The sequence below is a fragment of the Labilibaculum sp. genome (assembly GCF_963664555.1).
Lineage (GTDB): Bacteria > Bacteroidota > Bacteroidia > Bacteroidales > Marinifilaceae > Labilibaculum.
Genome location: NZ_OY761461.1, coordinates 2,165,002 through 2,178,806, shown reverse-complemented (window position 1 = coordinate 2,178,806; position 13,805 = coordinate 2,165,002). Strand labels below are relative to the sequence as shown.

At 35.6% G+C, this 13,805-nt stretch carries 8 protein-coding genes and 2 riboswitches; all 8 genes read right to left on the bottom strand.

The annotated features are described in order from the left end of the window. Positions 1-99: 99 nt before the first annotated feature. The 8 genes from ACKU4N_RS08585 to ACKU4N_RS08550 all read right to left on the bottom strand — a co-directional run bounded on the left by ACKU4N_RS08585 (position 100) and on the right by ACKU4N_RS08550 (position 13,749). Positions 100-2,307, bottom strand: coding sequence for a family 20 glycosylhydrolase (locus ACKU4N_RS08585; protein WP_321322467.1), 2,208 nt, complete (start codon positions 2,305-2,307; stop codon positions 100-102). 200 nt (positions 2,308-2,507) lie between these two features. Beyond that, a complete protein-coding gene (locus ACKU4N_RS08580; RefSeq protein WP_321322465.1) occupies positions 2,508-3,899 on the bottom strand; it encodes a cadherin-like domain-containing protein in 1,392 nt (463 codons plus the stop codon). 10 nt (positions 3,900-3,909) lie between these two features. Further along, a complete protein-coding gene (locus ACKU4N_RS08575) occupies positions 3,910-5,820 on the bottom strand; it encodes a TonB-dependent receptor plug domain-containing protein (RefSeq protein ID WP_321322464.1) in 1,911 nt (636 codons plus the stop codon). Positions 5,821-5,909: 89 nt separating this feature from the next. Beyond that, a riboswitch (cobalamin riboswitch) is annotated at positions 5,910-6,116 on the bottom strand. 554 nt (positions 6,117-6,670) lie between these two features. After that, positions 6,671-8,794 carry a TonB-dependent receptor plug domain-containing protein gene (locus tag ACKU4N_RS08570; protein WP_321322462.1) on the bottom strand — a complete coding sequence of 708 codons (2,124 nt, stop codon included), beginning with the start codon at positions 8,792-8,794 and terminating at the stop codon, positions 6,671-6,673. A 164-nt stretch (positions 8,795-8,958) separates the two neighbouring features. Continuing rightward, positions 8,959-9,165, bottom strand: a riboswitch (cobalamin riboswitch). A gap of 97 nt (positions 9,166-9,262) precedes the next feature. After that, a complete protein-coding gene (locus tag ACKU4N_RS08565) occupies positions 9,263-10,429 on the bottom strand; it encodes an ABC transporter substrate-binding protein (protein WP_321322460.1) in 1,167 nt (388 codons plus the stop codon). Between the two features lie 27 nt (positions 10,430-10,456). After that, the gene (locus ACKU4N_RS08560) at positions 10,457-11,491 is read right to left on the bottom strand and encodes an ABC transporter ATP-binding protein (protein WP_321322458.1); all 1,035 of its coding nucleotides are present in this window, start codon (positions 11,489-11,491) and stop codon (positions 10,457-10,459) included. A 10-nt stretch (positions 11,492-11,501) separates the two neighbouring features. Then, the gene (locus tag ACKU4N_RS08555; RefSeq protein ID WP_321322456.1) at positions 11,502-12,557 is read right to left on the bottom strand and encodes an iron chelate uptake ABC transporter family permease subunit; all 1,056 of its coding nucleotides are present in this window, start codon (positions 12,555-12,557) and stop codon (positions 11,502-11,504) included. A 7-nt stretch (positions 12,558-12,564) separates the two neighbouring features. Then, entirely contained in the window at positions 12,565-13,749 is a 1,185-nt protein-coding gene (locus ACKU4N_RS08550; protein WP_321322455.1) for an ABC transporter substrate-binding protein, read from the bottom strand. Positions 13,750-13,805 lie beyond the last annotated feature (56 nt).

Below are 13,805 nucleotides of genomic sequence, written 5' to 3'. Positions count from 1 at the left end.
GATACATAAAATCAGAAAATTACAAGCATGAGACAATGATGATTTTTTTTAATAGAAAAACAACCTCCTATTTAAGTGAAAATAGGTGATTGTTTACACCTAATGGCATAAATGAGTTGAGGGTATTGACATTTGATCAAATAATTTTGAACTCCATGTTAATTTTTGATTGGCATAAGGTGTGTTTTTCACCAACAACATCCGGATTGGATACACTCCTTGTTTCAAGTAAATGCGTCCTCTTCGTTCAAATCTTGAATTTAATCCATCCGATTCTATCACAACATGCTTACCAATACTAAAAAGAGCCGGATCTACTGAATAGTTATAAAAAGTATAGGTAGCATTTTCATCAATTGTAAGATATCCGGTTATTTCAACGGCATAAAATTCCTCCTCAATATTTTCCGGAAATTTAAGTTCCTCAACAATTCCACAATTAATCACCTCTTCCTCAATCACATTATGAATCGAAGAAAATTTTCCCTTTAAGATTTTGTATTTCAAACCTTCATTTAATTCTGAAATGGTATCGGATACCAAAGGCTCAATTTTAATACACCCGATATTCCTTATTCTACTTTTAGCACCCGATTCATGAAAACTCTGAGCTTTAACCAATGTTGTTGTCTGTAATTCTATTGCCTCCTTATAAATTGTAGAATAAATATCAGGATCTGTACCATCAAGTGTGTATCTTATTTCAGCATCCTGCAATTTTACCTCTAAAGGCATTTCCATCTTATTAAAAAAGAAATTCTTATTAACTCCTCCATGCGGTGCCTGAATGAATGTATTTATCTCATATTTATGCAATAATTTGTACTGATGATTCATTCTGTCCTGAAAATCATTCCAATTTCGTTGACCTTTAGCCGACCATACAACTTCTGCCAAAGCACAAATCCTTGGAGCAAGCATATACTCTACCTGATCAGAAGTCTGCATGTATTCAGTCCAAACATTTGCTTGTGCTCCTAAAATATATTTTGCCTCATCTTCATTTAATTCAGAAGGTGTTGGTTCAAATTCATACACTTTTTGCAGAGAAGTAAAGCCTCCAATAGCAGTTGGTTCAATATAATTCACATCTTGGTAATGGTCAAAATAGCAATGAGTTCCCGGAGTCATAATTACATCGTGATGTTGTTTTGCCGCTTCTATTCCTCCTTTAATTCCCCGCCATGACATTACGGTTGCCTCTGGTGCCAACCCGCCTTCTAAAATTTCATCCCAACCAATTATTTTGCGGTCTTTTGTCAAAAGAAATTTCTCCATTCGCTGGATAAAATAAGACTGTAGTTCATGTTCGTCTTTCAGTCCCTCTTCTTTCATTCTCTTTTGACACAAAGGACATTTCTCCCAACTTGCCTTTGGACACTCATCGCCTCCAATGTGAATATATTTAGATGGAAATAATTCAATAACCTCAAGCATTACATTTTGCAAAAATTCGAAAGTACTTTCCTTTCCTGCACAATAAACATCATCGAAAACACCCCATTCATTCTCAACTTCAAAAGGACCTTTGTTACAAGCCAATTCGGGATAAGCAGCCAATGCTGCAACAGAATGTCCGGGCAGTTCAATTTCAGGTATTACCGTAATGAATCGATCTGAGGCATATGCAACAATCTCTTTTATTTGTTCCTGAGTGTAAAACCCGCCATATCGACTTCCGTCTTTTTCGGTACGCCAAGCTCCTACTTCTGTCAATTTAGGATATTTCTTGATCTCAATTCTCCACCCCTGATCCTCGGTTAAATGCCAATGAAATGTATTCATTTTGTACATCGCCATTAAATCGATGTATTTTTTAATAAAATCAACAGAGAAGAAATGACGGCAAACATCCAGATGCATTCCTCTATATGGATATCTCGGCGCATCCAATATTTTAACAAAAGGCAATTCCAGAGCACCTTGTAAAGGAATTAACTGCAACAACGATTGAATTCCATAAAAAAATCCGTTTCCGGAGGCAGCCTCGATTGCAATTCCTTTTTCGTCAATTATTATTGAATATTCCTCACTCCCCCAAAGTTTATCATTTACTTGTTTAAAAGAAATCACATTGGCAGACGATATATTATCAGAGATCTTATTGGAAATTCTCAAGCCAGTAAGTTCAGATATCTGACCGGACAAATAGTCAGCTAAAACCGCACTGTTTTCTACCTCGGAAAAAAATACAAGTTTTGTATTCTCCCCAATTAGAAAACTACCTTGGGAACTTACAATACTGGCTGGTTTGGGAACAATACTTACCAAACTATTTGATTGAGCTTTGGAATTTAAAGAATTCATGACTTGTACGCTTAAAAGCAGCAAGAACAATAAAGAAGTTCTCATAGAATTAATTGGTTATTGGTTTGTGTTAGGCTTTTGGAGCTTTAAAAATAAGCAAATAATTCCTCCTCTTCCCATATTTTTATAATTAGCATATATAAAAAAATGGTATCCCTAAAATTTAGGAATACCACCAATATCTTATTAAAATCGATTTCTTAGTAAGAAAAAGTAGTTGAATTAGGCATTGCCCCAACGGTAAATTCTTTTAATTTGTTGCCTGCAGGAGAGTAAACAATTACTTTTCCAGGATTTGTTCCTTCACACAACCAAAGGTTTCCATTAACAAAATTAACATCCATACCGTAGAAAGTAGCATCAATAAATTTAGTTGTTGGTAAAGCTGTATCGGTAATATTCATTGCGTATACTGCATCAGACATATAATATACTGTTTTTTCATCTTTACTGATCGCAATATTCTTGATTCCTGTTGTGGTTAAATTGGATAGATCATAAGATGTTACCGCACTGGACGATGTGTTGATCTTAGAAATTCCAGCATTCACATAAGTCACATTGGGATAGTTTGAATAATCAGGAGCACCTCCGCAATAAACCCAGACGTTTCCATTCGCATCAACAACCAGATCTTTAGGACAAGATTTTACTGTTACTGTTTCAACGACTTTATCTGTATCAACATCAATTACCGAAACAGTATTGTCGTCGTTCGACCATCCGCCACTGTTTGCAACATATAGCTTATCACCTGAAACAATCATTTTTTCTGGTCCTGCACCAACCGCAATTTGTCCGGTTTTAGTCATTGTTTTTAAATCAATAACGTAAACCTCATTATTCTGTTTTGAATAATTAGCATCAGCTCCGTTACCATTTGAAACGTAAGCCTTTCCATTTGCAAAAGCAATTTCTCTAGGATAAGAGAAACCATCAATAGTCGCGTAATGTACAAAATCGGAAGCAGTAACAACTTCAACATAACCGGCACCACTTGCCGTTGTTACAACAATAAATGCATATTCATCATTAATTGCCATAGATTGAGGATATTGACCTAAAGTAACTCCACTATTTACTGATGAAAAATAATTATTGGTTACCTCATTATTTCTATTGATCATTGTAACTGAACCATTAGAACTTCCTTCGTTCAACACATAAAAATAGCCGATCTGCTTTTCACCAATACTAATATTAAAAATACCTGTCAATATATTGTCTCCATCTGTAACTGTAAAAGAAAACTCATCAGTTAAAGCTTGGCTTCCATCGTGCACGTATACAATTTTAGAAGCAGTCAAATCGGCTTGAGTAAAGTTTGCTACAGAAGTTGTAATATCAGCAGTATTAGCAAGAAAACCATTCTCAGGAGCAATTGTTACCGTATATATAATATCAATTTCATCTGTATCAGTATCTACAACATTTAATTCTGATCCTGTAATAGCTGCTGTAGCACTATTTTCAAGAACAATACCATTATTCACCGACAGATTCGGCATTGCATTATCATCGTCATCAGAACACGATACGAATAAAGAACTTGCAATTAACAAGCCCAAACCCAATTTTAAAAACCTTTTCATAGTTACGATATTAGAAAATTACATTAAGCCCCAAATAATAAGCTCGGCCAGGCATGGGGTAAAACCTGACAATTTCATATGATTCATCCAACAGGTTTTCAACTCTACCTGTCAGTTTTATTTTCGCAAAATTGGTATCGAAACGATATCCTCCATTTAAATCTATCAGCATGTTTCCATCAACCTGATCTCCTTCCCAGGTATTGGTATTGGAGCGAACCGTTCCAAGTATTCCAAATTCCCATTTTCCAAACAAATAATCCGAAGAAAATTTGACTATGTGATGCGGACGATAGGCCAATGTTTTCTTATAGTTATCGCTTTCCTTATCATTATTGTAAGCATCGTTATAGGCATATTTTAATGAAGTTCGAAGACTATTATTTTTGACCTTCAGAAAATGAGTTGCCTCAATATCAACACCTTGAATTACTGTTTTGCCAATATTGATCGGTTTCCAAAGTGTTCCTGATCCTGGTTGCCATGCAATTAAATCATCATTACGGGCCTTATACGCATTAAAATCAAGAGTAATATCACCATACAACGCCTTTTGTGATAGCATCACTACTCCTAATTCGTAATTCCATCCATTCTCTGATTTTAAATCAACATTCCCTGAGTTATTCCAGTAACGTTCATTAAATGTTGGTCTTTTATAATGAGTTGATGCTTTGCTGCGAATATCTATAATAGCAGGAAATAGATGAATAAGAGAACTAAATGAATACATTTCCGGTGGATTAACCTCCGAATTCCACTCCTTAGCATAAGTAAAAATGAATGTTCCAATTAATGGTGTATACTTAGTTGCTAGTGTAGCACGCGACTCATTTTCATGAATATTACCATCGTAATTATTGGTAATTCCTTTCAACCAATTGTATTTACCATTTATGTCAACACTCCATTTATCTGAGAAATAATATCTCAAGTTGACATCATTTAACCAACGTCTCGATTCTATCTCTGAAAATATTTTATATCCAGTACTTGTTGCACTTCCTCTGTCGGTATATTTCAAATAATCTGATAAATAAGCCGATTTTGCTTCTATCCGAAATTTACCAATTAACTTTTTCCATCCCACATAAGCTTTAAAAGATGAATCCCGTTGTTTTTGATAGCTGGTTGGTGCTCCAATTCCCATTAATCCTCCAATATTCTTCTCTTTCACCTGATACCAGACCCCAAAATCAATATAGTGTTCGTTAATTTTTAAATGCAGGTCTTGAATCGTCCCAAATGCTCTGTTTTCATTGTTATTTAATCGTTCAGTGGGCGATCCAAAATCATGAAAATCGGTGTATGAAAAATCATTCTTTCCATATTGAAAAAAAGCTTGTCCGGAATAGGAAATTGACTTGTTGGAATATTTCCCAAAAAGTTTTGTTTTATAATTTGAGAAGCTGCCTATTTCAGAACTCAATCCTATTTCCGACTTTTTCTTCCAATCGGGTTTATTTGACAATTCAATAGCACCACCCAATGTTCCAGAACCATATAAAGATCCTACGGCACCGTAAATCACCTGAACTTGATCAAAAGAACCCGCATTTATTAAAGATAAATCTGCCGAACCTGTTGTTAATGAATTAACAGGAATCCCATTCCAATTCACAGATGTATGTGTTCCTGATGCACCCCGCATCCCAGCCGTAGCAAGAGCCCCAAACGCACCATTTGAAGAAATATTTACCAAAGATGTTTTCTGAAGTAAGCTCGACAAATCCTTTCCATCGTACCTCTGGATAAGAATAGAATCAATTTGCACAGTTTTTTCGGTGGAAGAAAAATGTTGAAGTCTTGGCGCCACAATATCAATGGATTCAATCTGGATGGTATCCACACCTAAGGTTTGCGACCAAACACCGAAACTCAAAAAGCTTACAATTACTGTAAATAAAAATTTCAACTTCATCTTATAATTTGATAAAGAAGAAAACACAAGGACAGAACAAAAGAAATAGATGATTCAATCGTCTTCCAAACATCTTCTCCGAATGTTTTGAAAATTAAGTTTGCATTGGCAGGTCTTCTGACTTACTCAACTTTTTCGGCCTTCCCATCCCGAGGTATCGGAACAGTGGCATTGTGGTGAAAAAGCATTTTTCTGAGCTTACAGCTACGGGAACAGTTCCGGACTTTAACCGGATTCCCTTTTCATCTCTATCTGATTAATTCAGATATATGAGAACCAATTGCATTGCAAATGTATAAAAAAAATCAAAATCAGATTTAGGAATCTCTTATTTATAAAATATTATAAAACACATTGCAAATCAACCACTAATAACCGGTAAATAATAAAAAAAGGGACATTCCAAAACTGGAACACCCCTTTTATACTGAATAAAAATTGTTTTAGAATCGATAAGCAAATTTGACTGTTATCAATCGACCATACATATTATAACCATCTTTTTCGGTGTAATTTTCACCAAGCAAATTTGACAATATTAGTCCCAAAATATATCTGTTTTTTTAAAAGTATGCTTTGTAAGCTTACAATTACCATTTCCTTTTTAAAAAGTATACCGTGTAAGCTTACAACTACCACTTTTCTTTTTAAAAGTATACTGTGTAAGGTTGCAATTACCATTTTCTTTTTAGAAAGTATAGCATGCAAGCTTACAATTGCTATTTCTTTTTTCGAAAGTATGCTTTGTAAGGAAACAAACACCATTTCTTTTTCTGATAATGTGCCATGTAAGCTTACATAGATCATTTTATTATTGGAAAACGATACGTGTAAGCTTACAAGTTATCCTTTAGAATTTATAACCGAACTTAGCAGTTATTGCCCTACCCGGCATATTGTATCCATCTTTTTCGGTATAGTTTTCATCCAATAAGTTAGATACCGACAAACCAATGGTATATTTTTCTTTAATTGTATAGCTTGCTGAATAATCAAATACCATTGAAACAGGGTGACGAAGAACTTTTTCAGTAACATTAGTACGAATTGGATAATATGTATACCAATTATCTTCATATCTATGACCAATATAACGCGCATTTAAACGAGTAGAGAGTCCATTTAAATTATCGAATTCGATACCGAAATTGGCATTATTATCGCGAACATATCTCATCTGACTTTCTTCATTTTTATAAGTTCCATCAGTTTGTTTCACTCGCTGAGTTACTATCGCATCAATGATATGAGTATAATTTGCATATAGTTTCAAGGAATAATTGTAATCTGCCAATGCGCCGAAATCAAATGATGATTCAATTTCAATTCCATCCATATCGGCAAAATTGGCATTTTTGTATGTTTTATACTCATCACCATTGCAGGCTGTGCCATCCGGGTCTACAGAATAACTAACGATCATGTTATTATGATGTGTTTTAAAATAAGTAAAATCGAAATTAAATCCTTTCCCAAAATTCTTATATTCAAATCCAACATCAAAAGTATTACTTTGCTCATCCTTCAAATTTGGATTTCCCTTTGTGATTCCATATGCAGTGGTATACATTCCTGCCTTTTGAAAAGCATCAGGAGCATAAAATGCATTTCCCCAACTTGAATGAACCGCTAACCCTTCAAGAAATTCATATTTTACCCCCACATTTTGCGTAAACACGTTGTATTCCTCTGAACTTGCTTCATTTCCTAATAAATCGTCTGCTTCCAATTTCAATTTCACCAAATCATATCTCGCTCCTATGGCAATATTCAATTTTCCATCTAAAGTATTTGTATTTACCTGACCAAAAATACCAGTCGATACATTTTTATATTTTGGAGTAGAAGGGGCTGTAATATCACCCAAAGTATTCCATTTATTACTTTCAGAAACATCATTTTTATTATCAATACCAAAAGCAAAAGAGTGCTCTCCTACTTTAAAAGCATCCTGAAGAATAAAACCGTAATTTTTATGAATATTTTCTGTATCTCCATATTTAGAATTGAATGTAGTTGATTCCTCTTTTGTATGAAAAGGTGATAAACTAAGCTTATGATTTCCTATTTTTCCCAGTACATCCGCACTTGTTGTATACTTATTCATATCTTTTGAATTCATACCATTCACATGCCAAAAAGAACCTGGTGTTTCAACATCATTGGCAATAAACACCGACTGATGTATATTGATTTTCCAGTTCTCATCTAAAATAAAACCTAAACGTGCACTTGCATTCTGTCTTTCGAATTGCGAGTGCTCCATTTTCTCACCGTAGGTAGTTGGATCTAATATGGTTTCTGCATAATCCTTATCATAAATATTATTTTTCCCAATTTTATAATCCTTTCCTTGTTTTTGGTAATTGCAGCTCACATCAAAATCCATAGATTCAGATAAAGCACCACCGGCATTTAAACTACCTGTATATGTTTCGAAGCTTCCGTAAGAAACACTTGCATTTCCGGTAATACTTTGCGTACTCTCTTTGGTAACAATATTGATTACTCCGGCCATAGCCGAAGAGCCATATTGTGCTGAAAAAGGGCCTTTTAAAATTTCAACCCGCTCTACATTCGACATATCTATTGTTGCAATATTGGTAGTTCCTGCAGGTTTTCCATCGATTAAAATCACATTGTATTTGTTTGATGTAGATGGTGCAAAACCTCTCATACTAACAGCTGAAGAAATTCCTGGATATTGAATAATATCAACACCTGAAGTCTTCTTTAACAACTCACCCATATCAACTGCAGGAGTCGCTTCAATCATTCTTCGCGTAAGCACCTCAACCTTTTGAGGAAGATCCTTCATTTTTGCATTTACACGTGATGCGTTAATCTTAACTTCTGATAAATTCAGGTGTTTCACTGCCGTTGTATCTTTGGCAGGATTTGGAATCTCATCAGCTTTTACTGAAGTATTTAATAATGACAGCAATGCAAAAGCCGTTAAAAATGTTCTTTTCATGTTTTTTAAGAATAAATGAAAATAAGTTTAACCAATGCAATGCAGACAGGGAGCTAAAAGAAAATTTCACAACATGACATAGAAAACCGGTTATGGTAGATCAATCCTTGTATCAATGTTCGATAAAGTTTTCGTTCACTTGCTCTTTTTCCCGAAAGCAATGACTAAAAATTGATTGCAAAGGCAGGTCTTCTGACTTGTTCTACTTTTTGAGGCCTTCCCATTCCAAAATCGGAACAGTGGCATAGGACTTTCAAAAAGCTCTTTTTAGAACTTACAGCTACGGGTATAGTCTCGGATTTTCACCGAATTCCCTTTTCATTTCATTCCTGAATAATGAGGAACAAAATACCAAATGCGACGCAAATGTATGATTTTTTTTATTGCACAAAATAATTTCTACAGAAATAAAAGAAACTTTATTTGATCCTCTCTGAAAATGAAGGCAATATATTACTGTTCATTATATCAATTCAGCTTATTAATATAATATGTTGTGTCCTGAGCTAATAAATCAGGATGCAACACCTTTATAAAATCCTTTAACACAAGATCCGGTCTAAGACTGCCGGTCTCCCACCAGTCACTCCCTCCATTAGAATTAGATCTTTTGTAGATATTGTAGATTTCTTTATTTTGATAGGCCGCAAATTGTGTAAATATTTCACCGTTATTTTCAATATCAGCTAAACTTTTAGTGGTTCCGGGATAAATCCATATATCAGCTTGACTGCATTGATCCAAAACCGATTCTACACTCATCGGAATATTACCGCGGGAACTATCCGAAAACAAGAAATAATTTGCTCCAGCATCCCTCAAATAGCTTACCATATAATTCTTTCCTCCGGGAACATACCATATTCCCTTATAACTCCATCCCAACAAAACATTTGGTTTAGTTTTAAGACTTACCACTTTAGCCTTAAGTTGTTTATAGTTTATTTCAATCTGCTTAAATAAAGAGTCTGCCATCTTTTCTTTGTTAAAAAAAGCAGCTGTGAATTTCAACCATTCAGCTCTTCCCAATGGGGTTTCTTCCATCCAATTCAAGGAATATGCCAATTTAAAGCCAAGCTCTTCCATTTGACCTTCGTCCGCTTTCATCCCATTTAAGGCAGATAAAATAACTAATTCCGGCGCCAGATCAATCATTTTCTCAAAATCAATATTCTTATTGTGTGCTCCGCCTAAATTTGAAATTTCGCCACTCGTTACTTTTTCCGAGATACTTTTATTATAAACTTTCTCTGCTCGTGTCATCCCTAACAACTTATCCTCCAAACCAAGCGTAACAATCGAACCGATATGTGTATTAGAAAATGTGCACACAGAATTTACAGGTACCTTAACTACTATAAGATTATCAGGAAGATTATCAGGAATGCTTTCATTTCTAGGAATTAAAGCATATTCCCGCAAAACAGCATTCTCTTTCCAAGGATTATAAACACTTATTTTTTTATAATTCTCTTTTTTTTCAATTGTAAATCCTTTTGCATACAATATCGAACTGGTAAACTCATAACCATTGTTAATTTCAACATCTGACACAACATTTTTCAGTCTTGTTTTACTTGGATTACAAGCATACAAACATGACATACACAGTACAAGAGCTAATCTTTGTATCATTTCACTTTTTATTTTATGATCTTTGAGTTAATCTACAGAAAAAGAAGTTCTAAGATAAGCTAGTAAGTCCTGTATACTTTGGCATTTACGTGTTTCCCCATTATTATGAATCTCCCACTCCATAGAATCTTCAATTAACTTCACGGAACAATTTCCAACTTCTTCGCAGGTAACCTGATATCCTTCGCGGGACAATGCCCTTTGCGTCCAGAACCCCATTACATCATTACCCAACAGCTGAATGATTTGCTTCTTTTGGTAATTCATAATAAAATTGCCTGTTTTCCGATCAAAAATGAAGGATTTATTATGGAAAGTTTCCTCAATACTGCCATTCAAAACCAAATCCTCAGGAGCACCAACTTTAATCGTCTGCCCCCGTGCCATCAGCCAAATAACATCTGCAGCCTGAAGTGCTAAATCCAATTCGTGGGTAGAAAGTAAAATTGCCTTATTGGTTTCACGAGCCAAACGATGCAACAATCGCATGATGTCAACACGGTTTGGTAAATCCAAATGCGCAGTAGGTTCATCGAGCATGATTAACGGAGTGTCCTGTGCCAAAGCCTTGGCAATCATCACACGTTGCCGTTCTCCATCACTCAACTGATTGATGAAATGATCGGCATAATGCAATAAACCAACTTGTTCCAATGCCCATTTAATTTTATCGTTATCCTCTTCCGATAAACGTCCCATCCATGAAGTATAAGGATGTCGACCCAAAGAAACGATATGGTAAACGGTCAGGTTTCCCACATTAATTCGCTCAGTTAAAACGATGCTTAGCAATTGGGCAATCTCTTTAAAATTACGATCACGAATAGGAATTCCTTCTACCAAGGTATATCCCGCCAAAGGCGATTGAATACCGGCAATGGTTCGCATAAGAGTTGATTTACCTGCTCCGTTTGGTCCTAAAAGACAGACCATCTCGCCCCGCCTGATTGTCAGGTTAATATCTGAAAGCAAGCATAGCTGTTCCTTTTTCCCTTGCTTGTATCCAATGGAAAGATCCTGAGTTACCAATATGTCTTTTTGTACTTCTTTAATTTCACTCATAACCCAATCCTTACCCGGCAAAAGAAGCCTTCACATTTCTACTACGCATAATCACCCAAATTACAACCGGCCCTCCAAACAATGCTGTTACCGAATTAATTGGTAATGTATTCTGATTTCCAGGTATTTGAGAAATAATATCACAAGCAAGCATAATAGCCGCACCAATTAATATTACCGCCGGCATTAGTACTTTATGACTTGCGGTTCTGAAAATAGATCGTGCAATATGCGGCACTGCAACACCAACAAAAGCAATAGGACCAGTAAATGCGGTTAATGTTCCTGCAATTAATGCTGTACTAATAATAACGGCTATACGAGTCTTATTAACTGATATTCCAACTCCCCGCGCATAATTCTCGCCCAACAAAAGTGCGTCCAATGGTTTTATCAGAAAAAAAGCAATGATCAAGCCACTAAAAACAATGGGTACCATTACTTTCATTTCGGTCCATGTAACACCTGCCAAACTACCAAAAGTCCATATTATAAAACTTTGTATTTGCTCCGGATCACTAAAGTATTGCAGAATATTTACTACAGCACCGGTGATACTTCCAAACATGATCCCGATAATCAGCAATGAAACACTATCGGATATTTTAAGAGAGGCCAAAGCAACCAGCATAAATACTAATGATGCACCTAAAACAGCAGCAACAACCAAAGCCCAACTACCCAGAAAAGCCGAAATTACACCAAAAGCAACCGGCATTAAAGCCGATGCCATTACCATTAAAGCAACTCCCAAACTTGCTCCGGAACTAATTCCCAAAACGTAAGGTCCTGCCAATGGATTTCTGAAAAGTGTCTGCATCATTAAGCCTGTAACCGATAATCCGGCTCCAACAAAAATGGCAGTTAAAGCTTTCGGTAATCGAAAATTTAAAATGATGTAGTTCCATGAGTTTTTCACATCAGCACCATATAGAATTGCAAACACCTTTTTAAAGGGAATATTTACACTTCCGTATATCAAATCCAACAGGAAAACTCCACAAATGAGAAGGAATAGTATCCCAAATACAAGCGAAAACAATCTTCCATTTTTATTCAACAGCATAGCTCTCCTATTTCAATTGTTGATAGTAATACAATTCATAATTTGGCAGCAATTCAGGATGTAAAATCTTAATCACATCTTTAAACACAACATCGGGTTGCATTACACCAGACTCAAACCAATCGTTGGCGCCGCTATCTTTCATTCGTTTTGTTGAACAAAAAACATGAGCTGTTTTATATGATCGAAATAAAGTGTAACGCTCATCCATGTTTTTCATATCCTCCAAAGTTCTGCATTGTCCGGGGCCAAACCAAATATCTGCTTCTCCCTGCTTATCGAAAACAATCTCAAAACTTAATGGCATACTGCCACTGGTGCTATCAGAAAACCAACAATAATCTGCTTTTCCGTCGCGAAGGAATTGCGCTAAGTAGCTTTGTCCGCCTGGCATATACCAAGTGCCTTTAAAATTATAGCCCGAAAGAATACTTGGTTTACTCTCCACATCTTCCACCAACATTTTTAAATCATTGTATCTCCTTTCTACAGCATTAAAATGTTTTTCGGCCTCGGCCTCCTCATTAAAAAAGGCTGCAATAAATTTTGCCCATTCAGCACGTGCCAAGGGTGAAGTTTCCATCCACTCTATATTATAAGCAACCGGTAAACCTGCGTTCATTAATTTAGTTTCCTTGTCGGTGATGTTCATAAAACCGGCAACCATTACCAATTCAGGATCCAACTCAACAATTTTCTCAAAATTCAGACTTTCCGAATGACCTACCGCTTGTATGGTTCCATTTTGGGCCTTTTTATCCAACTCCTCATCGTAAATACGATCGCGCAAAGAAACTGCAACAATTCGATCCTGAACATTTAAGAACTTCAAAATTCCGATTTGAGTACTCGATAGCGCGGCAATACTTCTTACAGGAACCTCTACCAACAAACCATCAGCAGGAACCGGAATATCCGTTTTTTCCCCACGATTCTTCAAATAATATTTTTGGAAAATTTTGCCTTCGTTCCAAGGATCCCAAACAATCAATTCTTTTAAGCCATTGGCAAGAAGTTTAATTTGAAAGCCTTTGGCGTACTTTAATTGAGATTGATGATAAAAAGATGAATCGATGGCAAAATTAGATACCGATTGCTTCTCTTTCTTTTTTAGGTCGCTGGATTGACAGGAAATAGTACCCAACAATAAAATTAGGAGTAATGCCCAACAGCTTGATTTTAATAAATTCATTTTCTTCCACAAAAATTGTGGGGATAACAGACAAGAAAATACAATTACTACAATTA

Excerpts from the sequence above, each read along its gene's own strand:
- ACKU4N_RS08585 (WP_321322467.1), bottom strand. The coding sequence starts at position 2,307 with ATGAATTCTTTAAATTCCAAAGCTCAATCAAATAGTTTGGTAAGTATT.
- ACKU4N_RS08580 (WP_321322465.1), bottom strand. The coding sequence starts at position 3,899 with ATGAAAAGGTTTTTAAAATTGGGTTTGGGCTTGTTAATTGCAAGTTCT.
- ACKU4N_RS08575 (WP_321322464.1), bottom strand. The coding sequence starts at position 5,820 with ATGAAGTTGAAATTTTTATTTACAGTAATTGTAAGCTTTTTGAGTTTC.
- ACKU4N_RS08570 (WP_321322462.1), bottom strand. The coding sequence starts at position 8,794 with ATGAAAAGAACATTTTTAACGGCTTTTGCATTGCTGTCATTATTAAAT.
- ACKU4N_RS08565 (WP_321322460.1), bottom strand. The coding sequence starts at position 10,429 with ATGATACAAAGATTAGCTCTTGTACTGTGTATGTCATGTTTGTATGCT.
- ACKU4N_RS08560 (WP_321322458.1), bottom strand. The coding sequence starts at position 11,491 with ATGAGTGAAATTAAAGAAGTACAAAAAGACATATTGGTAACTCAGGAT.
- ACKU4N_RS08555 (WP_321322456.1), bottom strand. The coding sequence starts at position 12,557 with ATGCTGTTGAATAAAAATGGAAGATTGTTTTCGCTTGTATTTGGGATA.
- ACKU4N_RS08550 (WP_321322455.1), bottom strand. The coding sequence starts at position 13,749 with ATGAATTTATTAAAATCAAGCTGTTGGGCATTACTCCTAATTTTATTG.